Source organism: Tsuneonella aeria, assembly GCF_009827495.1.
Taxonomy (GTDB): Bacteria; Pseudomonadota; Alphaproteobacteria; order Sphingomonadales; family Sphingomonadaceae; genus Tsuneonella; species Tsuneonella aeria.
In genome coordinates this window covers 1,471,354-1,495,000 of sequence record NZ_WTZA01000001.1, presented here as the reverse complement: position 1 = coordinate 1,495,000, position 23,647 = coordinate 1,471,354, and the positions used below count along the sequence as shown (strand labels likewise).

Below are 23,647 nucleotides of genomic sequence, written 5' to 3'. Positions count from 1 at the left end.
GAGCGGTAGCGGAGCGTTCCGTAAGCGAGTGAAGCGGGAGGGTAACCGACCGTGGACGTATCGGAAGCGAGAATGCTGACATGAGTAGCGACAAAAAGGGTGAGATGCCCTTTCGCCGAAAGACCAAGGGTTCCTGCGCAACGCTAATCGGCGCAGGGTGAGCCGGCCCCTAAGACGAGCCCGAAGGGGGTAGTCGATGGGAACCACGTTAATATTCGTGGGCCTGGAGATGTGTGACGGATCGCGGAAGTTGTTCGACCTTATTGGATTGGTCGGGCAGCCAAGTGGTTCCAGGAAATAGCCTCTCCATATAGACCGTACCCGAAACCGACACAGGTGGTCAGGTAGAGTATACCAAGGCGCTTGAGAGAAGTATCCTGAAGGAACTCGGCAAATTGCCTCCGTACCTTCGGAAGAAGGAGGCCCTCTTTCTGCGCAAGCAGTTGGAGGGGGCACAGGCCAGGGGGTAGCGACTGTTTAGCAAAAACACAGCACTCTGCTAAGTCGGCTTCAAGACGACGTATAGGGTGTGACGCCTGCCCGGTGCTCGAAGGTTAAGAGGAGGAGTGCAAGCTCCGAATTGAAGCCCGAGTAAACGGCGGCCGTAACTATAACGGTCCTAAGGTAGCGAAATTCCTTGTCGGGTAAGTTCCGACCTGCACGAATGGCGTAACGACTTCCCCACTGTCTCCAGGATATGCTCAGCGAAATTGAATTCTCCGTGAAGATGCGGAGTACCCGCGGTTAGACGGAAAGACCCCGTGCACCTTTACTGCAGCTTCAGAGTGGCATTAGGAAAGAACTGTGTAGCATAGGTGGGAGGCTTTGAAGCGACGGCGCCAGCTGTCGTGGAGCCATAGGTGAAATACCACCCTGTTGTTTTCTGATGTCTAACCACGCACCGTTAGCCGGTGTTGGGACCCTCTGTGGCGGGTAGTTTGACTGGGGCGGTCGCCTCCTAAAGAGTAACGGAGGCGCGCGATGGTAGGCTCAGGACGGTTGGAAACCGTCTGCTAGAGTGCAATGGCATAAGCCTGCCTGACTGCGAGACTGACGAGTCGAGCAGAGACGAAAGTCGGTCATAGTGATCCGGTGGTCCCTCGTGGAAGGGCCATCGCTCAACGGATAAAAGGTACGCCGGGGATAACAGGCTGATGATTCCCAAGAGCTCATATCGACGGAATCGTTTGGCACCTCGATGTCGGCTCATCACATCCTGGGGCTGGAGCAGGTCCCAAGGGTTTGGCTGTTCGCCAATTAAAGTGGTACGTGAGCTGGGTTCAGAACGTCGCGAGACAGTTTGGTCCCTATCTGCCGTGGGCGTCGATTGTTGAGAGGAGTTGCCCCTAGTACGAGAGGACCGGGGTGAACATACCTCTGGTGTACCTGTCGTTTCGCCAGAAGCGCAGCAGGGTAGCTATGTATGGACGGGATAACCGCTGAAAGCATCTAAGCGGGAAGCCTCCCTCAAGATAAGCAATCATCGAACCGTCGTAGACCACGACGTTGATAGGCCGGGTGTGGAAGTGCAGTAATGCATGTAGCTAACCGGTCCTAATAGTTCTGTTCGCGCTTGATGAATCTGCACCATCAATGACAGGCCTGCCTGTTGTTGAAGGAAGATCGTCCAGCCAGACGCTCATCTAAACACATGCAAGTGCATCGATTAAATCCCGCATCCGCCAGCTTCATTGCTTGGTGACCATAGCGTCAGTGACCCACCCGATCCCATCTCGAACTCGGCCGTGAAACCTGACAGCGCCGATGGTACTAACGCTCAAGCGTTGGAAGAGTAGGTCGTTGCCAGGCATTGAAGCCGGCGGGTGCAGGTATAACCCATTCACAAGTCAAAGGGCCGACCCGCAAGGTTGGCCCTTTTGGCGTCTTTGCCGACGCCATTCCACGGTGCCGCGGGGTGGAGCAGTCCGGTAGCTCGTCAGGCTCATAACCTGAAGGTCGTTGGTTCAAATCCAACCCCCGCAACCAACGCCAGCGTACAAAGCCCGCCGCTCTCCGGAGCGGCGGGCTTTGTACGTTCTGGGTCTCCAGGTTCGGAACATCGCCGAGATCGCGATGGAGCGTCAGGTCCGTTACGCGCTTGCCGTCGGTTCGTGGGGTCATGTCGATGTGGCTAATGAGCACGGCGAACAACCGGTGCCCTTCGCGGCGGAGATGGTCTCACCGTTGACCATCTCCGGCAGGTTGGGCGCTCGCCGCGACTGTGCTCACGCCTGGAGCACCGCTCTATCAGCGATATCCTCGGCACGTTCATATACGCGCGCAGCTCCCCGCTCGGCGGCGATCGCCACAGCGCGGGTGCTAAGCCCTTCGACCGAAATTCGAATGACGATGGCGTTGAGGGGGGTGTCGAGGGTGCGCCTGTCCGCACCTTCCAATCCAATGAGCCGCCGCTCGGCTACCACCACGGCGAAGCGTTCCCAAACCTCGTAGTCAGCGCTCCTCCTCTGCGCCCAAGACCAGGATCGCATCCCCCGGTTGCCACGGCCTGATCCTCGTCATGACCGCTGCGTAGAGCGGTGATGCAAGGAAACCGGCCAGCCACGATGACAGACGGGGCATGGCCTGCGTCTTGAACCAATCGGGTTCGACGGCCGCAAACTGACGGACGAACGGCAGGATGGCGGCATCGGCGAAGCCCCGTGCGGCCCCGCACAGCCAGTTTGTCCTGGACAACCGTGCTTCGAGGTCACGCAGAAACATGAGCCCGCTGGCCCGGTGGACCTGCGGGTCTGTCCCATGGCGGCTGGCGTACTTGTACCTGTCGAGATCGAACTTGAACGCGGTGTCGTTGCGCGCGACCAGATCCGGATCGTCGCGTTCCAGCCATCCTTCGGGATCGTGGCGGCCGAGCGCCCAGTGCATGATGTCGAGGCTTTCCTCGATCACCGCCCCGTCTGGGGCGATCAGCACCGGCACCGTACCCTTGGGCGACGCGGCCAGCATGGATTCCGGCTTGTCTTTCAATGACACCTCGCGCAGCTCGCAGCGTATTCCGCTGATGACGAGGGCCAGCCGCGCGCGCATGGCATAAGGGCAGCGGCGAAAGCTGTAGAGGACAGGCGCGCGCGCCTCATCCCTCATCCTGGACCGCCCCGACATGGGCGCCGCCGCGCGCGGCCGCGAGACGTTCTTGCCGGTGCCGCTCGCGGTAGGATGCGCGCTGGCCCTCGTCTCGCTCGCCGTGACAAGCCGGGCAGCTCGCCCCTTCTTCGTAAAGCGGCGATGCCCTGTCCGCGGGCGCGACCGGCCGGCGGCAGGCGAAGCAAAGCGCGTGCGTCCCCGGCGTGAGCCCGTGGCCCACAGACACACGCTGATCGAACACGAAGCATTCGCCTTTCCATCGGCTGTCGGCCGGCGAAACCTGTTCGAGATATGCGAGGACGCCGCCCTTGAGGTGGTACACGTCATCGAGGCCTTGCGTTTTCAGCCATGCCGAAGCCTTCTCGCAGCGGATGCCGCCCGTGCAGAACATGGCGACCTTCCGCGGGATGCCGCCGCCGAGCAGAGCCTCGCGTTCCCGGGCGTACCAGGCGGGAAAGTCGCGGAAGGTCTCCGTCCCGGGATCGACCGCGCCCGCGAAGGAACCGATGGCCACTTCGTAGGCGTTGCGGGTGTCGATCACGATCGTATCCGGATCGTCGATCAGCGCGTTCCACTCGAGCGGCGACACGTATGTGCCCGCATTCGCCGCCGGATCGATCCCGGGCTGTCCCATGGTCACGATCTCGGCCTTGATGCGCACCTTCATGCGGTGGAACGGCATCGCTTCCGCGCGCGAATACTTGACGTCGAGGCCGCCGCAACCGGGCAGGGCGCGGATATGATCGAGGACGTTCGCGATGCCTTGATCGGGGCCGGCGATCGTGCCGTTGATGCCCTCTGGCGCCAGCAACAGCGTGCCGCGCACGCCATTGTCACGGCAAGCGCGGCGCAATCCGGCCTGAAGCCGGGCGCAGTCTTCCATCGGCGTGAAATGGTACAGCGCCGCGACGCAAACGGGGTGAGGGCCGGGACGGGAATCGGTCATTTGGCGGGAGGCGTCGGCGCGCACGGATATCAGCGCTGCTTCTTCGCCGTCGCGGCGTTGAAATCGGGGTCCTTCTTCGCGACCCAATCGATGAACTTGCGCACGGTGGGGTGGGCCCGCAATCCTTCCACGTCGAGGCCGTAGCGCTGGAGCTCGGCATTCGTGAAGGTGGCCGTCAGGGTCTGCTGGCAGATAGGATGCATCGGCACGACATCGCGCCCGCCGCGGCTCTTCGGAACAGGATGATGCCAGACGATCGTCCGCCCGCCCGGCCGCTCACACAGCCAGCACTCTGGCGGAGGCGGCGCGTCCTCTTCGGCGCCGAAGTCCTCTCGCGGTCCGTGTTTGGGATGTTTGCGGGCCATCTGCCTTGGTCTCGAACCCTTTGCCTTGCGCGCTTCACCTAGGCGGGAACGCCGTGCTTGGCCACTCCCCGCGACAACGCCGCATCGCTGCGCTATCTTGGGCGCGAAGAATATCGCGAGGAGACAATCATGGCGACGGCCGGCAAGACCCATTCCAATGACGACATGGCCCCAGCCGAATGGGCCGCGCGGGTGGACCTGGCGGCGGCGTATCGCCTGGTGGCGCTCTACGGCTGGGATGACCTCATCTTCACGCACCTTTCCGCCCGCGTGCCGGGGCCGGAGCACCATTTCCTGATCAACCCCTACGACATGATGTTCGAAGAGATCACGGCATCCTCGCTGGTCAAGATCGACGTCGATGGCGCGCCGGTGGGTCCGGCGACGCACCCGGTCAATCCGGCGGGGTTCACGATCCATTCCGCGATCCATATGGCGCGGGAGGACGCGCAGGCGGTGATGCATCTCCACACGCCGCACGGGCAGGCGGTCTCGGCAATGGAGTGGGGCCTGTTGCCGCACACCCAGACCGCGATGATCGCCGCGCACGACGTGGCCTATCACGACTACGAAGGCATCGCGACAGATCTCGAGGAGCGCGAGCGGCTCGTCGCCGATCTCGGCACGCGCAACGCGATGATCCTGCGCAACCATGGCACGCTGACGGTGGGGGAGAATGTGGCGGCGTGCTTCCTGCGCCTCTATTTCCTCGAACGCGCGTGCGAGGCGCAGGTCCACATGCTGGCGGCCGGGCGCGAGAACCTCAACACCCCGCCGCAGGGAACGCCGGAGAAAGTCAAGGAGCAGAGCAACCCGAGGGGCATGGGCGCGCTGGCGCAAATGCTCGCGTGGCCTGCTCTCCTGCGGAAGCTCGACCGGATCGATCCTTCATTCCGCGACTGAGCGGCTCGCTCGTGGAACTGGCTGGCTGCTCCGGCGCTTGGGAAGAGAACCCTTGGCCGGAGCGCAGATCCATGCCCGACGAAAAGACCGCCATCCTCTATCGCATGATCCTGCCGGATCACACGTGCCCTTTCGGCGTGCGCGCCCGGGAAATGCTGGAAGATGCCGGCTACACGGTCGACGACCGCATCCTCTCCAGCCGCGAGGAAGTGGAAGCGTTCAAGAGCGAGCATGGCGTCGCGACAACGCCGCTGGTGCTCATCGACGACGAGGCGGTCGGCGGGAGCGAGGAACTGGCGGCTTTCCTGAAGAGCTGAGCCGCTCGCCGGCTCACACCGGCCCGAGCACTTCCACCAGCGGCCATCCACCGCGGGACGCGGTGACCTCCGCCTCGATCCCGAAGACCGCGCGCAGGCGTCCGGCGTCGACGGTTTCCGCGGGGGCTCCGTCCGCGACGATCGCGCCGCCTTTCATCCACACGATACGATTCGCATAACGCGCGGCGAGCGACAGGTCGTGCACCACCGCCAGCACGCCGCGCCCGGCGTCTGCTGCCGCCCGGAATATCCGCATGGCCGCATGCTGGTAACGCGGATCGAGCGCGGTCACAGGCTCGTCCGCGAGGATGAGAGGCGTCCGGGCAGCCAGGGCGCGTGCAAGGTGGACCCGGCCCAGCTCGCCGCCCGACAGGGTATCGGTTGGGCGATCCGCCAGATGATCGAGATCGCATTGCGCCAGGGCCTCCGCCAGCGCAGCAGCGTCGGCCTGGCTCAGCAGGCCCGGCGCCGCGCCATAAGCGAAGCGACCCAACGCCACCACGTCGCGCACCGGCTGGGCCCATGCAAGGTCGCGGGTCTGCGGCAGGTAGGCGACCAGTCGGGCGCGCTCGGCAGGGCGCAGCGTCCCCACCGGCCTGCCATGCATCGTCACGGTTCCCCGGTCGGGAGCTAGCAGGCCGAGCGCGAGGCGCAGCAGCGTGGACTTGCCGGCGCCATTCGGGCCCACGAGCACCGTCAGCTCGCCCGGTCGCAGCGTCAGACAGGCGTCCTTCACCAGCGGAGTGCCGCGGCGGGAATAGTCCACATCGGTCATCGCCAGCACTGTCACGCCAACCTCCGCCGCGATGCGATCCACACGAAGACCGGCGCGCCAATCAGCGCGGCGACCACGCCCAGTTTGAGCTCCGCATCGGTCGGGATCAGGCGGACCGCGACGTCGGCCGCCACCAGCATCAGCGCGCCGAGGAGGGCGGCCGGGATCATCACCCGCGCAGGATCGTGGCGTACGTGGGGGCGGACAAGATGCGGCGCCACGATCCCGACGAAGCCGATGCTCCCCGCCAGTGCCACCGCGCCCCCAGTCGCCAGCCCGGCGCCGAGCGTTATCACGAGGCGTTGCCGCGCAAGGTCGAGACCCATGCCCGCCGCCGCCTCTTCCCCCAGGGCAAGCGCCGAAAGGCCACGCCCGCCGGCCAACAGCATAGCGCATCCGGCGGCGATGAAAGGCGCGGCGAAGGCAAGGTCGGTCAGGCTGCGGTTCGCAACCGACCCCAGCATCCAGTTGACCATGTCGGCAAGCGTGAACGGGTTGGGCGCCAGGTTCATGACCAGTGCCATCAGCGCCCCCGCGAAGCTCGAAATGCCCACTCCGACCAGGATCAGGGTCAATGCCGAACCGTTCTGCCGGGTCAGGATCGTGAGGATGAATGTCGCCGCCAGCGCACCGGCGATGGCCGCGATGGGCAGGGTCAGCGGTCCCGCCGCCGTGATGCCGAACGCCAGTACGCCGCTCGCGGCCAGGGCAGAGGATGCCGAGACGCCGAGGATTCCCGGCTCAGCCAGGGGATTGCGCAACAGGCCCTGCAGTGCCGCCCCGCACATGCCGAGCGATCCGCCGACGACTGCGGCGGCCAGGGCGCGCGGCAGCCGGATCTGCCACACCACAAGCTGGTCCCCGACAGGGCCCGAGAACACCAGCGCAGCCATCATGCGTTCGAGGGGTAGCGGCACCGATCCAATAGCCACGGAGCCTGCGATCGCGAGCAGCAGCACCGCGGACAGAATGACGGAAATCCGCGTCATCGGCCCGTGCTCTCCATGGCGGCCCGGTGACGGGCGAGGGCTTCCACCGCATCGACCAGGAACCAGCCGCCGCACGAAGTCCACGCGCCTTCGATTCCGACCTGCGGCCCTGCGCGCAGGGGGGCCAGCGCCAAGGGATGGCGGGCGGCGCTCCAGCTGTCGATGTTGCCACCGGCGCCGGCGAACGAGGCCGCCGCGATCAGATCGGGCCGTGAGTAGGCCAGGCGTTCCAGCGGGATCGGGTTCCATCCGGGCCGATCCTGGAAATTGTCGAGTCCCGCCGCTTCGAACAGTTCGTGCACGAGCGTGCCGGGACCGGCGGTGACCCCGCCCGCTGTCATGTAGAGCGCGCGCGGCCGCCCGCCCGATGGTTGCGGAATGGAGGCGAGGCGGCGGTCCATCGCCTTCGCCACGACCTCCGCTTCCTTCGGGTCGCCGAGCGCCGCGCCGACGCGGACCACCTCGCTCCGCACATCGGCGAGGGTTTCGGGAAACCCCAGCTGGATCACCCGCACTCTGGCCTGCCCGAGCGCGCGCTCTATTCCGGGCCCGCCTCCGTAGGAACGCACGACCACGTCGGGTCGCAGCGCAAGCACGTCGTCCGTGCGGGGGCGGATCGTCGGGACCCCCTGCGCCGCCGCCCGCATATAGGAAAATGGCTTGCCCGCGTCGGGCGACAGCCCCGCGATATGGGCGCGCGGCGCGAAACGGAGCACGAACTGGTCCGCGCAGTAATCCAGGCTGACGATCCGCAGCGGCGCCGCGCGCGTGGGGGCGGCCGCCGGGACGCAACCGGCCAGCCCAAGGACTGCGGCCAGTGCTGCCAGACTGCCCCCGCGCGCCATCACATGCTGTACCGCAACCCGGCGGTGACCGATCGACCCGGCTGGCCGTAGAGCAGGGCGGTCTCGTACCGGGCGTCGAACAGGTTATCGATCCGGCCGAACACCTCGATCTGGGGGGTCAGCGCGAAGCCGGCGCGCAGGTCCGTCTCCACGTATCCGTCGAGCGGCGCGGTGTTGGCCGCATCTTCGAAGCTGTCGCCCGTCATCAGGACGGTCATACCCAGGGACAGGCCGCTGGGTGCGCGCCAGTCGGCCACCAGGCTGGCGCTCTCCCGCGCGCGGCGTGCAAGGCGCCGGCCCGATACACGGTCGAAGGCGTCGACCACCGAATATTGGAGTGCAAGGTCGAACCCGTCCACCGGCTCCAGGCCGAGAGTGAATTCCCAGCCGTCGGCCTTGGCGCGGGCGATGTTGTCGTACGTGCCGAACGGGCGCTCCGCGCAGAGCGCATCGGTGCTGCCAAAGCACGAGACATAGGCGATGAGATTGGTCGCGGTGCGGTTGAACCAGGTCACGCCGACTTGCGCCCGCCGATCCAGAAACGCGTGCGTGATGCCCACATCGCGGGTGCGCGCACGTTCGGGCTGCAGCGCCGTGTTGCCGTAATCGCTGAACAACTGGAACAGCGACGGCGCCTTGAACCCTTCGCCATAGCTTGCCCGGATTACCGTCGCCCCGCCGTTGGGTGACCAGGCGGCGTTTCCGGCCACGGTGGTCTCGCCGCCGAAGGTCCGGTGATCGTCATGTCGAACGCCGCCGATCAGCGACAGGCCCGGCAATGGTGCCAGGCTGAGTTGGCCGTAAAGCGACTGGACGGTCACGCTCTCGCGGTCGTCCGGGCCGCCGTAATTCGAACTGGCGTAGCGGGATTCCTCGTGCTCCGCACCCATGACGAGCTGGGTGGCGCGGGACAGGTCCAGCACTCCCTGGTATTCGAAGCGACGGTTGGTCCCTTCCGATGCGAACGTTTCCACGGCCGTGTCCAGCGATCGATCCACGTTGCGACGGTCGACGCGTGTGTAGGCAATGCCGAGGCGATTGCGGAAGCGCCCCTGGAGCAGCGCGGCATTGACGCCTGCGTATCCCACGAGGTCCTTTCGAAACGAGCGGTCGGCCGTGTCCGAAAACGCGTAGAGGGGCGGGGGAAACCCGTCGAGGTCGATCGACGCATCGGCGTAGAACCCGCGCAGATCCAGCGAGACCGTATCGCTGACGTCCACCGTCAAGCGCCCGTTGCCCCCGATGCTTTCGAACCCGTCGCGTTCCGCACCGCCCCGTTCGCTCGAGAACGCCGATATGCCGTCCGTGCGAAGATATGTGATGCCCAGGCTGCCGCTCGCCGCCCCGGCGCGACCGCTCACGTTGCCCACCAGGTGCGCAGTGTCGCGGCTGCCGTACTCGGCGCGTGCATCCAGTGCGAATGGATCGGTCGCCGTGCGGGTGATCAGGTTGACGACGCCGCCGATCGCTTGGCTGCCGTAAAGAACCGACTGCGCGCCCCGCACGACTTCCACCCGGGCAATGTTGCCCATCAGAAGGGGGCCAAAGTCGAACCCGGCGCCGGGCGCCGCGGGATCGTTGAGCTTCACCCCGTCGATCAAGACTACGGTATGGTCGCTCTCGGCACCGCGGATAGACAGTCCGGCCGCGGCGCCGAGCCCTCCGTTGCGATTGAAGCGAACCCCCGGCACGGTGCGCAGGATGTCGATCGCAGAGACTGCCTGGCGCGCGGCGATCTCTTCCTCGTCGACGATCGTGACCGACTGGCCCACGCTCTCCACGGGGCGCTCCGTTCGGGTGGCTGTCACGATGATGGTGCCGGCGTCCACCGGTCCGGTCTCGGCAACGGCGAGCGAGGGGAACGAAAGCAGCGGAGCGGCGGCGAGCAGGTAACGGAATGCGGGCATCAGGGCGTCCAGTCAGGTATCCCGCACAGGGGCCCGGTGCCCGCGCGGTCAGACGACAGAATGGCCGGCCGCGGTGTTCACCGCTGCCCCGGAAACCGGCACGCTGTCGTTACTGACGGAAACGCGCGTTTCCTGTCCCGATAGGCTGATCCCGGCCCCGGACGAACGACGCGACGGCAGGTTTCCTGGCTTGCCGATCACTGCCGTCGAACCGTCTTCCCGGCAAGGCTGCTGCCTGGCCAGTGACATTGAGTGGTTCGGGGCTCCCGGCCTACAGTTGCGGGCACAGCGCCGGCATCTGACCGGCTTCCCTCTTAGCCGAAGCGCGAACGCCCCGGCACCGTCTGCCCGCCCAATGTCCGCGGCCATTTGCCATGTCAATGGGGATGGGAGGAGTGAGCATTCCCCGCGGCCGCGCGAGCGCGCCGGTTGCAGTCCGCGGACAAATCTCCTTCGCGCATTTTTGTTGCGTAAATCGGCGATCCGCGCTGCAAGTATGGCGTTATTGCCAGCGGACGAGAAATAGGATTAGCTTCAGCGGGATTGAAGCCGCGCTCTAGACGGCTCATCGAGGAGAGGATTGATGAGGGGGAAGGCTGCCCTGTTCGCGAGCGCGTGCGCAATCGTGCCAGCTTGTGCTCACGCTCAAGACACGACTGCCGGCCAGGCCAACGAACGGGACGTGATCATCGTCACCGCCACGCTGCGTGCCGCAGACGTCCAGGATATTCCGATCGCGGTCACCGCTGTCCAGCCCGCCGAACTCGAGCGGCAGGGGGTGATGGATATCAGGACGCTGTCATCGATCTCCCCCAGTTTCAACATCCAGTCCTCCCAGACTGAAACGCAAGGAACCTCCATCCGCATCCGCGGCGTCGGCACCACGGGCAATAACACCGGCCTCGAAAGCTCGGTCGGCGTGTTCATCGACGGCGTGTATCAGTCGCGCCCCGGCATCGCGCTGGGCGATCTGCTCGATCTGGAGCGGCTGGAGATCCTGCGCGGCCCGCAAGGCACGCTGTTCGGCCGCAACACATCGGCGGGCGCGCTCAACATCACGACCCGGCGGCCCAACCTCAACGAATTCGAAGGCTTCGCCAACGCCAGTTACGGCAACCTCGACTACATCGGCGCGCAGGCGGGTGTCAGTGCGCCGGTTATCGAGGGGCAGCTCGGACTTCGCCTGTCGGGCGCCTATCGCAAGCGCGACGGCATCATCAACAGCTCGATCAGCGGGGCGGAAAGCGGCAACCGCGACCGGTTCATTCTGCGCGGCCAGGCATTGTGGGAACCCACCGCCGATCTCAGCGTGCGGCTGATTGGCGACTACGCGGAATCGGACGAAAACTGCTGTTCGGCGGTGATCATTCGCGAAACCGAGCTGCGCAACGCCGGAGCCTTTGCCGCCTACGGCCTGCCCCCGAATGGCGGCGTCATCGATTTCGGTCCCGGCTCGGTGCAGGACCGCATCTCCAGCGACGACGGGTTCTACAACGCGACGAAGCAATGGGGCGTTTCGGGCGAGGTGAAATTGGGACTGGGCGCGGCGGACCTCACCTACATCGGTTCCTACCGCCGGTTCAAAGCGCAGTCCGGGCAGGACGACTTCGTGGGTCTCGACGTGTACCAGGTGGGGCCGAGCAGCTTTTCGCCCGATGCGCCTTACAGTGGCGGCACCAACAAGGTGATGACGCACGAACTGCGCCTGCAGGGCGCGGCATTCAACGACCGGTTCGACTGGCTGATCGGGGCCTATTACTCCGACGAGAAGATCGACGAGATCCAGTCGATGACGCTGGGGCCGGATTACCAGGCCTATGCCTCGACCCAGCTGTTCAACGCGCTCGGCAACGGGTTCAGGCCGTTCGGCCCCAATCCCCTGTTCGCCCTGACCCGTCTGGCCCAGGCGACCGGCGTCACCGTGATTCCCGGCGTGGGGCCGGTGCCCAACTTCGCGCTGCCGAACGTGGTTGGCGTGAATTCATCGGGCAGCTTTGCGGTCAATCGCTTCACGCAGGATGCCAAGAGCTTTTCGGTGTTCACGCACAACGTGTTCGATGTGACGGAAAACATCAGCGTGACGCTGGGCGCGCGCTATGTCGACGAGACGAAGGATGGCGCCTTCGACCAGCTTTCCGCCAGTTCGCCGGCGTGCGCAACGATCGCGGGCGGGTTCAGCAATATCATCACGAACCTCACCGGGATCGTGGGGCTGCCCGCGGCAACGGCGCAGGCGCTTGCCGGAGGCGCGCTGGGGTTGAGCTGTTTCCCCTTCGCGACCCAGGCCAACCTTCCGGCGTCGACATTCCTGCCGCTGCCGCGCGAATTCGACCTTCGGTTCAAGGACAACGAGCTGACCTACACGGCGCAGCTCGCCTACAACAACAACGCGGGCTTCCTCGCCTACGCCAGCTTCGCGCACGGCTTCAAGTCAGGCGGGTTCAACCTCGATCCCGCGGCTGCGGCGGGCGGGCTCGACCCGCGGTTCGATTCCGAAAAGGTTGATGCCTATGAAATCGGCATCAAGACGTCGCTGCTCAACAACCGAGCGACCGCCAACCTGGCCGTGTTCCACATGGACATGACCGATTTCCAGGTGCTGGAATTCACCGGCGTGCAGTTCCAGACGTTCAACGTCGCTTCGGCCAAGTCGACCGGGGCGGAACTGGAGTTAGCCGCCCGGTTCGACCCGCACATGACCATCAACGCATCGGTTACTTATGTCGACGCACGTTATCCGGGCGATTGCGATGAAGGGATCACCGGCGGCGCGCTGGCAACCGTGCGAACCCTGTGCGGGCAGCCACTGACCAACGCGCCGAAGTGGAGCGGCGTGGCCGGGATCACGTATCACGGGCCCTCGAACGCATCGGGCTGGGGGCTGCTGGCGAACGTCAACGCGGCCTATTCCGGCAAGCGGCGGACGAGCACCACGCCCAGCGAATCCGCGCCGCCCTTTGCGCTGCTGCCGTTCGATTACCAGGAGGATTATTTCAAGGTGAACGCGCGGCTGGGCATCAGCACCTCGGATGAACGGTTCTCGTTCGAGGTGTGGGGCGTGAACCTGTCGAACGAGATTACCCGCGGCATCACCGCGAACACCCCGCTGCGCGGCGGTGCGGGCCAGCGTTCGCGGATCGCTTTCCTGGAAGAACCGCGCACCTACGGCGTGACCGTGCGCACGAAATTCTGAAAAGCTGCGGACGGGCGTGAAGCGGGAGGGCCGGGCGGCGACGTCCGGCCCTTCGTTTGCGTCAGGCGCCCCGCCGGCCGAAGGGCGAAAAATCGGTGCCGGTATCGAACACCTCCACCCCTTCGCGCCGCTTGAGCGCGCCGATCACCAGATAAGTGAGCGGCGTCAGTGCCGCTTCCCAAGCGGTCTTGATCGCCCATTGCGACAGCACGACCTGCATCAGCTGTTCGGGCGGCCAGCCGGCGATGCCGTAGAACGCCAGAGGATAGAATATCAGGCTGTCGAGGCCCTGGCCGACCACGGTCGATCCGATCGTGCGCGCCCACAAGTGCTTGCCCCCGGTGCGGACCTTCATGCGGGCGAGTACGAAGCTGTTGGCGAACTCCCCCGCCCAGAACGCCACCATGGACGCGGCGACGATGCGCCATGAATTGCCGAACACGAACTCGTAAGCCGGCTGGCCGGGCCACCCGTCTGCCGGGGGCAGCGCGACCACAACCCAGGCCATGAAGGCCATGAATGCGAGCGCGGCAAACCCGGTCCAGATCACCCGGCGCGCGCGGGCATATCCATACACTTCGGTCAGAACATCGCCGATGATGTAGCTGATGGGGAAGAACAATACCCCGGCGCCGAACGACCATTCCATGCCGCCGGGCAGGGTGACATAACTTGGCTTGGCGGCGCCGATCACGTTCGATAGCAGCAGGATGGCGACGAATGCCGCCATGACAAGATCGTAATAGCGGAACTGCCGGGGCGCGGCGGCATCGCCTTCGATGCGTGTTACCGTTTCAGCCATCGGTGCCGGTTATCCCGATTTGTCGGATGGGAAAAGCACGCTATGCGCAGCCCCGGCGCGCGCCCGTAGCTCATCTGGATAGAGCGCGAGACTTCTAATCTTGAGGCAGCAGGTTCGAGTCCTGCCGGGCGCGCCATTGTCAGGCTGGCGGACTGCGGATTTCGAATACTCCGTACAGGACTCCTGAGAGCTGGCCAGAAGCAAGCGCCGGGGCATCGGTCGGTCGCCAACGGCGCGCGCAATCGAGCTCAGCGCAGATCCGTTGGCAAACGCGGCGGCTGTCTCGGCTTTGCCGTCCACACCTCGGAATTGGCTGTAACGGTGTCGCTGGCCGCTATATGGATGCTTGCGAAAGCAGTCCTGGCGGAGACGGAGGGATTCGACCTCAGGCGCTAACCAATTGAACTTAAGAGTTGAACCTTGAATCGACCCTGTATTTTACCCCATAATATACCCCAGGTTTATTTTGATCGAATATTGGGCGGTGGGAGCGTGACTGGCGGAAACCTAGTTCCGCGACCTTTCCCCGCCCGCCGACCAAGACCGCCTCTATGAGTTGTAGCTCCGATCTGCCAAGCTCGTTGACCAACGAACTGAACTTTTGCCTGCGTCCGAATCTGTCGCGATGACGTTCGATGGCAAGCCTCAGAGGATACTGGAGCAGCGCGGGTGAGAGATCAGGAATACAGGACGTGGCTTGAGACACAGGAGCTCGCGCCGAGTAGCATCGGCACCAAGATGTCGGACGCCAGACGAGTCGATCAGGCCCACGGTGACCTCGACGAACACTTTCGGCAAAACCGGATGGCGTCGCTGCTCGAAACCTTCGCTTATTCAACCGCCGATGAAGCGGCGGGGCGGCCAAACCTTACAGCGCTCGCCATCGATGGGCATCTCTACAACAATCTGGCATCCTATCGATCGGCCCTGACCACCTACCGTCGCTTCTGCGAAGCCGAGGCCAGCCCGAGCGGCCGCTTGTCCGGCCTCGACCGCCAAGCCATTCTCGCAGCGATCGCAGCCTGCGATGCCGCCAGCTCGCCGCAAGACTTCGTGAGTACGCTCGAGGTTCGCGTCTGCCTAACCGATACTGGCTGGTCCACGACGGAACGCGCTATCCGAGCAAGGCCATCGTCCATTGGGCTATGCGCGAACGCGGCATCGAAGCCGACGCTGGCGGCGCCTTGTGCAAGCATGGCAAAGCCCGACAAGAAGGTGACAATTCCCAAGCGGATTTTCGGGTTCAAGTTGTCCAAGGGGACACGCAAGGACTTGCGAAAGTTAATCGGCTTGCTCGAGCACCCCGAGGCGCGAACCCTCGCGTTGTCCGCTGCCACATCGCTGGCGGCTTATCTCGGTGAAAAGACGCTGGAGGGGAAAGGGTCGCTGGGGCAGATCGGGCGCAAGGCGACCAAGATGATGGACCCGCCGGCGCCTCCCGCCGGGACGCATTGAGCGGCGATTTCCACCTCGTTGTCGCGAAACTGACATCTGATTCCCGCACGCGTCTTCCGGTAAGCCGGCCGGGCCATTGGGGCGTCATGAATTTGAACAGCACGGGTAGCCAGCCCACCTCCATCGGTGAGGCGCGGACGCGATACTTCAACCGCGAAATCAGCTGGCTGTCATTCAACGAACGTGTTTTGGCGGAAGCCAGCAACGCGGCCTATCCGCCGCTCGAGCGACTCCGCTTCCTGTCGATTTCCGGCAGCAATCTCGATGAGTTCATGATGATCCGGGTGGCGGGCTTGGCGGCGCAAGTCCGCGGCCAAGTGCCCAAGCTGTCGATCGACGGCTTGACCCCCAGCCAGCAGCTGACCGCGATACACGCCAAAGTGCGCGAACTGGAACAGAGCCAGCAGGCGATCCTGCAGGATCTAGTTCCGCTGCTGGCGGACTGCGGCATCCACCTGGCGATGGCGGACGCCATCGACCCGGCCGCCGAGGACTGGCTGCGGCAGTACTTCCTCGATCATCTCGTGCCGGTTATCACCCCGCAGGCGATCGACCCGGCGCACCCGTTCCCGTTCGTCGCCAACCAGGGCATCGGCACCCTGTTCACGCTGACCAGGATCGACGACGGCAGCACCTTGGTGGAGATGGTGTTGATCCCGAACGCCATCCCGCGGCTCGTGCGCGTGCCAGGAGAGCGTCCGAGCTACATCGCGGTCGAGCAGGTGATCTCGCGCTATGCATCGCTGCTGTTTCCAGGATTTCGGATAGACGGACACGGCACATTTCGCGTGTTGCGCGATAGCGATATCGAGCTTGAGGAAGAGGCCGAAGACCTGGTTCGATATTTCCGCTCCGCGATCCAGCGCCGACGTCGCGGGCGGGTTGTCCTGCTGGAAATCGACCAGGGCTTCGACCCTGTCGCCGAGCAGCTGCTGATCGACCAACTCGCAGTCGACCAGCCAACGATCAACCGCAATGCCGGATTGATCGGCATCAACGGGCTACTCGAGGTGGTCGCCGAAGACCGCCCCGACCTCAAGTTCGCGCCCTATGCGCCGCGATATCCCGAGCGGATCCTGGAGCACGACGGTGATTGCTTCGCGGCAATCCGAGAAAAGGACATCGTCATCCACCATCCCTACGAAAGCTTCGAAGTGGTGGTCGATTTCCTCTTGCAGGCGGCCGCCGATCCGCACGTCGTATCGATCAAGCAGACGTTGTACCGCGCTGGGAACCAGTCGCCGGTGGTCGCCGCGCTGATCTCGGCCGCGGAAGCCGGAAAGTCGGTCACCGCCGTGGTCGAGCTGAAGGCGCGCTTCGACGAGGAGCAGAACCTCAAGTGGGCGAGCGAACTGGAGCGAGCGGGCGTTCAGGTTATCTACGGCTTCGTCGAATGGAAGACCCACGCCAAGATCTCGATGGTTGTCCGGCGGGAAGACAATGCGTACCGAACATACTGCCATTTCGGTACCGGCAACTACCATCCGCAGACCGCGCGGGTGTACACCGACCTCAGCTTCTTCACTGCCGATCCTTCACTCGGTCGCGACGCCGCCAAAGTGTTCAACTTCGTCACCGGGTATGTCGAGCCGCAGGAAACCGAGCTGCTGGCGATCTCCCCGCTGACCTTGCGCGATCGGCTCTACGGCCTGATCGATCGCGAGGCGGAGCATGCGGCCGCCGGGCGCCCGGCGGCGATCTGGGCAAAGCTCAATGCGCTGACCGAAAGAGGGATCATCGACCGACTGTACGCCGCCGGGCAGGCTGGCGTGAAGGTGGTGCTGGTCGTGCGCGGCATCTGCTGCCTGCGCCCGTCGGTGGACGGCCTGTCGGATAACATTGCGGTGAAATCGATCATCGGCCGCTTTTTGGAGCACAGCCGAATCTGGGCGTTCGGCAATGGCCACACGCTGCCCAGCGAGCATGCTCAAGTGTTCATTTCAAGCGCCGATGCGATGAGCCGGAACCTCAAACGCCGCGTAGAGGTGCTGGTGCCGATCCTTAACCCGACCGTGCACAGCCAGGTGCTGGAACAAGTGTTGCTGGCCAACCTGATCGATACCGAGCAAAGCTGGCTGCTCGACGGCAGCGACGGCACGTATGAGCGGGTGGAAGCAAGCGGCGATGGCTTCAACTTACATGAGTACTTCATGACCAACCCTTCGCTGTCCGGCCGGGGCGGCGCGCTGGCTGATAGCCGCGTGCCCAAGCTGAAGCTCCGCCGGGGCGCCGTGTGACGCGCGGGCGGCCGGCGAGTTTCGAGCAAGGCGCGGGACCTGATCGCGCGGTCATCGACATCGGGTCGAACACCGTCCGGCTGGTGATCTACGCCGGCCCTACGCGCGCTCCGCGGGTGTGGTTCAACGAACGAGACAGCGCCAAGCTAGGGCGGGACCTGGCACTCACCGGCAAGATGGCCGACAAGGCGATGGACAGCGCGCTCCGCGCGCTCGCCCGCTATGCCACCATCATCGAGGATTTCGCGATCGCTGACGTGCAGACGGTGGCGACCGCCGCCGTGCGCGATTCAAGCAACGGCGAGGAGTTCCTCGCTCAGGTGCGCGCTCTCGGCTTGGCGCCCCGGCTCCTGGCGGGCGACGAGGAAGCGCGCGCCTCCGCCTTCGGGGTGATCGGCGCATTTCCCGGTGCCCGCGGAACCGTGGCCGACCTGGGCGGGGGCAGCTTGGAACTGGTGACGATCGGCGATGGCGACTGCCACGATGGCGTCAGCCTGCCGTTCGGCACGCTGCGGCTGCCCGCCTTGCGGGCCAGGGGAGCGCGATCGTTCGACAAGGAGGTGAGCGCCGCGATCGGTAGGGTCGGCTGGGAGGCTGCCGATCCAGGACCCATGTACATGGTCGGCGGTACGTGGCGCGCGCTGGCAGTGCTGGCGATGCGCGATGGCAAATACCCGCTAAGCGATCCGCATGGTTTCGTTCTGACGCGCGCCGAGGCCGAAGCGCTCGCCGGCCGGGTCGAGCGGATGGACCCTGAGCGGCTGGCCGCGCTGCCGGGCATATCAGCCACCCGCGCCGGCGCGCTGCCGGATGCGGCGGCCTTGCTGCGGCTGATGCTGGGAGAATTGCAGCGCGACAGCCTGGTATTTTCTTCTTGGGGCCTGCGCGAGGGGTTGCTGTTCCAGCGGCTCGACCACGAACTACGCCGGCAGGACCCGCTGATCGCCGCGGTGGCGCATTTCACCGAGACGCGCGGCGGCGCGCCGGCGCTGGCCGCGATCATTGCAGCGTGGACCGCCGACGCGGTGCCGGGCAACGACCCCGCCGCGGAGCGGTTGCGCTTCGCCGCGATCCTGCTGGCGCTGGCGATGGGTCACATCGAGCCCAACCTGCGGGCGCGGCAGGCTTACGACTGGGCGATGGAAAAGCGCTGGGTCGGCCTTGACGCGGCTGGCCGCGCGCGGATCGCCGCCACGCTGCTCGCCGCTGGTGGCAAGCAACCGATCGACCGGCCCGAGTTGGCGCGGCTCGCTGACGCCGGGGCGCTGCGCGAAGCGGTCACCTGGGGCATGGCCTTCCGCCTGTGCAAGCGCCTGGGATCGGGCTCGCGGGTGTCGCTGATCACCAGCCGGCTGATCCGCAGCGATCGCGTGCTGCGCCTGTGGCTTCACCCGTCGCGCGCGCAACTGTTGTCGGAGCAAGTCAAGGGCGACCTGAAGCAGCTGGCCGAATGGATCGGCCTGAAACCGGTCGTCGCGGTCAGCGAAACGCCGGAAGGCGCGCTGGGCGCCTGACCGCGTGGAAGCCGGCGGAAAGCGCCTGTCACGCGTCTGTCATGCAGAGTCCGCGATCCCGTAACATTGCAACCCTAGCGGCCGGCTCAGTTCACCGACCGAGGGGCTCGAGAATTTATGATTCGTTTGTTTTGCGGCGCAAGCATGCTTGCGCTCGCCGTCACGCCCGCTTTCGCCCAGACCGCCGACAACCCCGACAGCGTAGCCGAAAGGCCCGACCGCGATATCAAGACCAGCCAGGAGATCGTCGTCCAGGCTGATATCGGCTTCCGCAATCGCAGCGAGGCGGCCGAGCCGGTGCTGGTGTATGACGAGGAATACTTCCAGCGGTTCGAACCGCTGACCGCGGGCGATGCCCTGAAGCGCGTGCCATCGGTCACTTTCCTGTCGGACGTGATCGAAAGCGACGGCGCGCGGTTACGCGGGCTGGATCCCGGATACACGCAGATCCTGATCAATGGTGAGAAGGTCCCCGGCGGCCAGGCGGATCGCTCGTTCTTCCTCGACCGCATTCCAGCCGAACTGATCAAGCAGGTGGAGATTGTCAGGTCGTCCTCCGCTCGCCGTTCGGGCGATGCGGTCGCGGGCACGCTCAACATCGTGCTGCGTGATGGCTACACCCTCGATGGCGGCTACGTCCGGGGCGGCGCGCTGTTGTTCGACGACGGCAAGGTCAAGCCGAGCAGCGGCTTCTATTATGGCGGCGCGCTGGGGCCTGGACGAGTGCTGCTCGGCGCCAACGTGCAAGGCCGCTATAACCCCAAGAAGAAGAGCAGCCTGCGGTTCGGCGACTCGCCCGAGAACGATCCCGACTTTGCGACGAACGAATTCGACAACCGCGAAGACCAGACCGACATCCGCAACGGCACCGATTACTCGGGCAACGTCGCCTGGGGCATCGAGGGGGCAACGACCGATTTCGAGATTTCCGGCTCGTACGTCCGGACCGACCGTACCGAGAGCGAACGGTCCTTCGAGTATGACGATCCGACCGCGATCACCGGTCCGGTGCGCACCAGCACCCCGGGCAATCTGTTGACCGACAACGCCAACGTCAATTCGATTGACCAGGAAAGCTGGTCTCTGGGCGCTGAGCTCGACCACCGCTGGGCGCTGGGCGAGACCAAGCTGCGGGTCGGCTTCGCCCGGTTCGACGATGCGCAGGACGAATTCGAATACGAGGTCGATTTCGACCGCTCCGCTCCGCGCTTCACCGGCGACCTGACCACCCGCACGACCCGCGACGACGAAGTGTTCGCCAAGCTGGAGCACGTGTTCGGACTCGGCAGCGGAGTCGACTTCGCGATCGGCGCCTTTGCGCAGAATAAGGATCGGGCGACCAATATTCAGACGATCCGCAGCCGCTTCAACCTCACCGCCGCGGACCGTAGCGGCTACGACCAGTTCAGCCGCGATCCGGGCGAATTCGCGCCGGACAACTTCCCCGCGCTCCAGCCCGCCGCCGGCGGCCTCAACACGATCGACGAAGATCGCCGCGACGTTTACGCGCTGGTCGAAGGCGACAGCGGGCCGCTCCGCTTCGAAGCGGGCGTGCGGTGGGAAAACACCGAGGTTCGTATCGACGACCAGACGGTCGGCGCCGGGCTCGGCAGTTCGCGCACCGATTACGATGCGCTGCTGCCCTCCGCCTCGTTCAAGTACCAGGTCGGCGCTGGCCGGGTGACCGGCTCGGTCGCGCGGACCATGCGCCGCCCACGGTTCGACTATATCTCGCCCGCGCTGCTAGAGGCGGAGCTTGGCGACAACGACCTGCTCGGCAACCCGCTGCTCAGGCCCGAGACTGCGTGGGGCGCGGACCTGGGGTACGAGCACCGCATTGGCCGCACTGGTGTAATTGGCGTCAACCTGTTCTACCGCGACGTGAAAGATCTGGTCGAGATCGCCAACACCGGAGCGGAAGGCTCGGAAGGCGCTGGCACCTTCGTCCTCCAGCCGCGCAATGCGGGCAACGGCGAGGTGTACGGCATCGAATTCGACCTGTCGTCCGACCTTGGCTTCATCGGCCTGCGCGACACTGGTGTGTTCGGCAACCTGTCGCTTCTGGATAGCAACATCACCGACCAGTTCGGTGAGCGGCGGTTCAACGGCCAGTCGAAATACGTCTACAACTTCGGCTTCATCCAGAACCTGCGTACGCTGGCTGCGGCGTTCGGCGCCACCTACCGCAAGCAGGGGGCGGCGGTTGACCGTCTGGTAGGCGAGGAAGTGCGCACCACGTACGGCGCGGACCTGGAGGTGTTCGTCGAAAAGCGCATCGGTGACAGCTTCACCATCCGCGCGGTGGGATCGAACCTACTGGACAGCGCGAAGGCTGAAACGTTCAACAAGTTCACCACCATCGCAGACCAGATCGACCGCGACTTCGACGAGTACGAGCTCGAGAGTGAGCGCGCCGGACCGGTGTTCCAGGTCGTCGCAAGGTACGCCTTCTGATGCGCCGGGTTTTTACTCTCGCGCTGCTCGCGGCGACCGCGGGCTGCACCACCACCGCGCCGGTGCCGAACTCGCTGCCGGCCGTCACCGTTACCGCCCGCGGGGAAACCACGCCGGTCGGCACGGTCGCCGCCGATGCGGCGGACGATCCCGCGATCTGGCGCAACGCCGCCGACCCCGCCGCCAGCCTGATTGTCGCGACCGACAAGAAGGCCGGCTTGTACGTCTATGGCCTCGACGGAAAGGTGCGTTCGTTTGAGCCTGCCGGCCGGTTGAACAACGTTGACCTGACGACCTTGGCTGATGGCACCGTGCTGGTCGCTGCCAGCGACCGAAATGACCTCGCCGGCGCCAGGTTGCGTCTCTACCGCCTCGACACAACTGGCGGGCAGCTGGTGGCGCTGGGCGAGGTGAGCGGCGGGGCCGGCGAAGCCTATGGGGTGTGTCTCGCCCAGCTCGGCGACGAGTTGTTCGCCTTTTCGGTGCTCAAGACCGGGCGGATCGAACAGGTTCGCCTGGAGGTGAGCGGCGGCGCGGTGAGCGGCACGACAGTGCGCTCGCTCAAGCTCGCCACCCAGCCGGAGGGTTGCGTGGTCGATCAGCGCAGCGGGCTGCTTTACGTGGGCGAAGAAGACGTCGGCATCTGGCGCTTCGAGGTCGGGCCGGGTGGCAGCGAGACGGCCACGCTCGTCGCGCCCGCCGACGGCCGGCATCTGGTCGCGGATGTCGAAGGGTTGGCACTGGCGGAAAGCGGCGCCGACGGCGGGTGGCTGGTCGCCTCCAGCCAGGGTGACAATGCTTACGTGTTGTACGAATTGCCGTCGTTGCGTCCGGCGGGCCGCTTCCGCGTCGGCCGCGGCGTGGTCGGCAGCACCGAGGAAACCGATGGCATCGCCCTCGTGCTCGGGGATTTCGGACCGGACTATCCAACGGGGCTGCTGGTAGTGCAGGACGGGGTCAACGCACCAGCGGCGCAAAACTTCAAGCTGGTGTCTTGGGCGGATGTCATAGCGAGCCTAGGGCTGCATCATTGAGTTAATACGACTGCTCCCATTTAAGGATGCCCCGTGAGCGGCCAAGTGACCACTCGTCTGCGCTAAGCATCGGGGCACCCACTAAGGGTGAAATTTGTCGCTGACCGGCTCACGCAGAAGGCAGCTTCCGGGCTGTTCTGCGGCGACGCTTAACGTCCGGAATGAAGGCGCAAAGCGGAAGTGCAGCTTTGGTTTGGGCAGAGCGGTGGGTCGTCGGGTGCTCTCATCCTGGGATATCTAGCCTTAGATCACCTGCATGGAACCGTTCAGGGAAGACGCCCCCCCTCCCTGCGCCACGTGTACCCCGTGGGGGGGGTGTAGAAGGGCAGATCCACCGAGAGGGACCTGGCTCTCAGCACCCTTGCTTCTCAGGAGCTCTCACAGAAATGGTTCGGCTGAGGTTCGATCCGCCTCCGTGGCGTGATTCATGGCAGTTTTCTCTGGGTCGCGAACTCACGGCCCAAGCTGGTTCCCACGGCAGTTCCCACGAGCAGACCGGCTCGGCCATGAAGCCGGTGATCTGCACTCACTCGGCTAGGAAAAGAGTGATACCGATTTGGCTGACCGGTCCGCGCTAGAACGCCATCTACAGCGCAGAATGAATTGTCAGTTTTGGCAGTGCGTTCTGGCGCAGAGTCGCGGGCGCTTTCTTTGCTTTTCTCCTGCGGAAAGAGCGAGCGAGAGAGGAGGGTAATTAGGTTGGATTGGGTCAGCCAAAGGCATGGCAAAATGCCAGATTCCGCGGAGTTGCCCGGTTCCGCCTCTCGCGACGTCGCCCGCAGGCGATTAGGCCGACCTAATCCATTAGG

General features: G+C 64.9%; 16 protein-coding genes, 2 tRNA genes, 2 rRNA genes and 1 riboswitch (1 of these 21 cut by a window edge). Of the genes, 12 read left to right on the top strand and 8 right to left on the bottom strand.

The window, feature by feature from the left end; translation table 11 throughout:
• The 3 genes from GRI40_RS07375 to GRI40_RS07365 form a co-directional block, all read left to right on the top strand.
• Positions 1–1,578, top strand: a 23S ribosomal RNA gene (locus GRI40_RS07375) (it extends 1,215 nt beyond the left edge of the window).
• A 116-nt stretch (positions 1,579–1,694) separates the two neighbouring features.
• Positions 1,695–1,809 (top strand): 5S ribosomal RNA (gene rrf, locus GRI40_RS07370).
• 100 nt (positions 1,810–1,909) lie between these two features.
• Positions 1,910–1,986, top strand: a tRNA-Met gene (locus GRI40_RS07365).
• A gap of 465 nt (positions 1,987–2,451) precedes the next feature.
• Here GRI40_RS07365 and GRI40_RS07360 read toward each other — a convergent pair.
• The 3 genes from GRI40_RS07360 to GRI40_RS07350 are packed head-to-tail and all read right to left on the bottom strand — an operon-like array spanning position 2,452 to position 4,413.
• A complete protein-coding gene (locus GRI40_RS07360) occupies positions 2,452–3,102 on the bottom strand; it encodes a glutathione S-transferase (protein WP_160610730.1) in 651 nt (216 codons plus the stop codon).
• Positions 3,092–4,048, bottom strand: a complete 957-nt coding sequence (gene trhO, locus GRI40_RS07355) for an oxygen-dependent tRNA uridine(34) hydroxylase TrhO (protein ID WP_160610729.1) — start codon at positions 4,046–4,048, stop codon at positions 3,092–3,094. Before trhO ends, GRI40_RS07360 begins: the two co-directional genes overlap by 11 nt.
• Positions 4,049–4,077: 29 nt before the next feature.
• Positions 4,078–4,413 (bottom strand): hypothetical protein, encoded by a 336-nt coding sequence (locus GRI40_RS07350; protein ID WP_160610728.1) that lies wholly within the window; start codon positions 4,411–4,413, stop codon positions 4,078–4,080.
• A gap of 129 nt (positions 4,414–4,542) precedes the next feature.
• Here GRI40_RS07350 and GRI40_RS07345 point away from each other — a divergent pair, with 129 nt between their 5' ends.
• Both GRI40_RS07345 and GRI40_RS07340 read left to right on the top strand, forming a co-directional pair.
• Positions 4,543–5,316, top strand: coding sequence for a class II aldolase/adducin family protein (locus GRI40_RS07345; RefSeq protein WP_160611482.1), 774 nt, complete (start codon positions 4,543–4,545; stop codon positions 5,314–5,316).
• A gap of 71 nt (positions 5,317–5,387) precedes the next feature.
• A complete protein-coding gene (locus tag GRI40_RS07340; protein WP_160610727.1) occupies positions 5,388–5,633 on the top strand; it encodes a glutaredoxin family protein in 246 nt (81 codons plus the stop codon).
• A gap of 13 nt (positions 5,634–5,646) precedes the next feature.
• Here the strand turns inward: GRI40_RS07340 and GRI40_RS07335 are convergent, their stop codons facing one another.
• The 4 genes from GRI40_RS07335 to GRI40_RS07320 are packed head-to-tail and all read right to left on the bottom strand — an operon-like array spanning position 5,647 to position 10,149.
• On the bottom strand, positions 5,647–6,423 hold the full coding sequence (locus GRI40_RS07335; protein ID WP_337190517.1) for an ABC transporter ATP-binding protein: 777 nt from the start codon (positions 6,421–6,423) through the stop codon (positions 5,647–5,649).
• Positions 6,420–7,397, bottom strand: a complete 978-nt coding sequence (locus GRI40_RS07330; RefSeq protein ID WP_160610726.1) for a FecCD family ABC transporter permease — start codon at positions 7,395–7,397, stop codon at positions 6,420–6,422. Before GRI40_RS07330 ends, GRI40_RS07335 begins: the two co-directional genes overlap by 4 nt.
• Positions 7,394–8,242, bottom strand: a complete 849-nt coding sequence (locus GRI40_RS07325) for an ABC transporter substrate-binding protein (RefSeq protein ID WP_160610725.1) — start codon at positions 8,240–8,242, stop codon at positions 7,394–7,396. Before GRI40_RS07325 ends, GRI40_RS07330 begins: the two co-directional genes overlap by 4 nt.
• Positions 8,242–10,149 carry a TonB-dependent receptor plug domain-containing protein gene (locus GRI40_RS07320; RefSeq protein WP_160610724.1) on the bottom strand — a complete coding sequence of 636 codons (1,908 nt, stop codon included), beginning with the start codon at positions 10,147–10,149 and terminating at the stop codon, positions 8,242–8,244. Before GRI40_RS07320 ends, GRI40_RS07325 begins: the two co-directional genes overlap by 1 nt.
• A gap of 158 nt (positions 10,150–10,307) precedes the next feature.
• Positions 10,308–10,509, bottom strand: a riboswitch (cobalamin riboswitch).
• 223 nt (positions 10,510–10,732) lie between these two features.
• On the opposite strand from GRI40_RS07320, the gene GRI40_RS07315 reads away from it, so the two are divergent.
• Positions 10,733–13,342 (top strand): TonB-dependent receptor, encoded by a 2,610-nt coding sequence (locus GRI40_RS07315; RefSeq protein ID WP_160610723.1) that lies wholly within the window; start codon positions 10,733–10,735, stop codon positions 13,340–13,342.
• Between the two features lie 61 nt (positions 13,343–13,403).
• On the opposite strand, the gene GRI40_RS07310 is transcribed toward GRI40_RS07315, so the two are convergent.
• Positions 13,404–14,144 (bottom strand): queuosine precursor transporter, encoded by a 741-nt coding sequence (locus GRI40_RS07310; protein WP_160610722.1) that lies wholly within the window; start codon positions 14,142–14,144, stop codon positions 13,404–13,406.
• Positions 14,145–14,203: 59 nt separating this feature from the next.
• Between GRI40_RS07310 and GRI40_RS07305 the strand changes: the two genes are divergently transcribed.
• From GRI40_RS07305 to GRI40_RS07280, 6 genes are all read left to right on the top strand, one after another.
• A tRNA-Arg gene (locus GRI40_RS07305) sits at positions 14,204–14,280 on the top strand.
• 533 nt (positions 14,281–14,813) lie between these two features.
• A complete protein-coding gene (locus tag GRI40_RS07300; RefSeq protein ID WP_160610721.1) occupies positions 14,814–15,599 on the top strand; it encodes a hypothetical protein in 786 nt (261 codons plus the stop codon).
• 86 nt (positions 15,600–15,685) lie between these two features.
• Positions 15,686–17,836 (top strand): RNA degradosome polyphosphate kinase, encoded by a 2,151-nt coding sequence (locus tag GRI40_RS07295; RefSeq protein ID WP_160610720.1) that lies wholly within the window; start codon positions 15,686–15,688, stop codon positions 17,834–17,836.
• Positions 17,833–19,350, top strand: coding sequence for a Ppx/GppA phosphatase family protein (locus tag GRI40_RS07290; protein ID WP_160610719.1), 1,518 nt, complete (start codon positions 17,833–17,835; stop codon positions 19,348–19,350). Before GRI40_RS07295 ends, GRI40_RS07290 begins: the two co-directional genes overlap by 4 nt.
• A gap of 144 nt (positions 19,351–19,494) precedes the next feature.
• Positions 19,495–21,804 (top strand): TonB-dependent receptor plug domain-containing protein, encoded by a 2,310-nt coding sequence (locus tag GRI40_RS07285; protein ID WP_237489018.1) that lies wholly within the window; start codon positions 19,495–19,497, stop codon positions 21,802–21,804.
• Complete coding sequence (locus GRI40_RS07280; protein ID WP_160610717.1) at positions 21,804–22,838, top strand: phytase; 1,035 nt, start codon at positions 21,804–21,806, stop codon at positions 22,836–22,838. The genes GRI40_RS07285 and GRI40_RS07280 overlap by 1 nt, the downstream gene beginning before the upstream one ends.
• Positions 22,839–23,647: the final 809 nt, after the last annotated feature.

Bases quoted from the DNA above. Each gene is read 5' to 3' on its own strand.
- trhO (WP_160610729.1), bottom strand. From the start codon at position 4,048: ATGACCGATTCCCGTCCCGGCCCTCACCCCGTTTGCGTCGCGGCGCTG.
- GRI40_RS07285 (WP_237489018.1), top strand. From the start codon at position 19,495: ATGCTTGCGCTCGCCGTCACGCCCGCTTTCGCCCAGACCGCCGACAAC.
- GRI40_RS07320 (WP_160610724.1), bottom strand. From the start codon at position 10,149: ATGCCCGCATTCCGTTACCTGCTCGCCGCCGCTCCGCTGCTTTCGTTC.
- GRI40_RS07280 (WP_160610717.1), top strand. From the start codon at position 21,804: ATGCGCCGGGTTTTTACTCTCGCGCTGCTCGCGGCGACCGCGGGCTGC.
- GRI40_RS07325 (WP_160610725.1), bottom strand. From the start codon at position 8,242: ATGGCGCGCGGGGGCAGTCTGGCAGCACTGGCCGCAGTCCTTGGGCTG.
- GRI40_RS07295 (WP_160610720.1), top strand. From the start codon at position 15,686: ATGAATTTGAACAGCACGGGTAGCCAGCCCACCTCCATCGGTGAGGCG.
- GRI40_RS07360 (WP_160610730.1), bottom strand. From the start codon at position 3,102: ATGAGGGATGAGGCGCGCGCGCCTGTCCTCTACAGCTTTCGCCGCTGC.
- GRI40_RS07310 (WP_160610722.1), bottom strand. From the start codon at position 14,144: ATGGCTGAAACGGTAACACGCATCGAAGGCGATGCCGCCGCGCCCCGG.
- GRI40_RS07345 (WP_160611482.1), top strand. From the start codon at position 4,543: ATGGCGACGGCCGGCAAGACCCATTCCAATGACGACATGGCCCCAGCC.
- GRI40_RS07315 (WP_160610723.1), top strand. From the start codon at position 10,733: ATGAGGGGGAAGGCTGCCCTGTTCGCGAGCGCGTGCGCAATCGTGCCA.
- GRI40_RS07340 (WP_160610727.1), top strand. From the start codon at position 5,388: ATGCCCGACGAAAAGACCGCCATCCTCTATCGCATGATCCTGCCGGAT.
- GRI40_RS07350 (WP_160610728.1), bottom strand. From the start codon at position 4,413: ATGGCCCGCAAACATCCCAAACACGGACCGCGAGAGGACTTCGGCGCC.
- GRI40_RS07330 (WP_160610726.1), bottom strand. From the start codon at position 7,397: ATGACGCGGATTTCCGTCATTCTGTCCGCGGTGCTGCTGCTCGCGATC.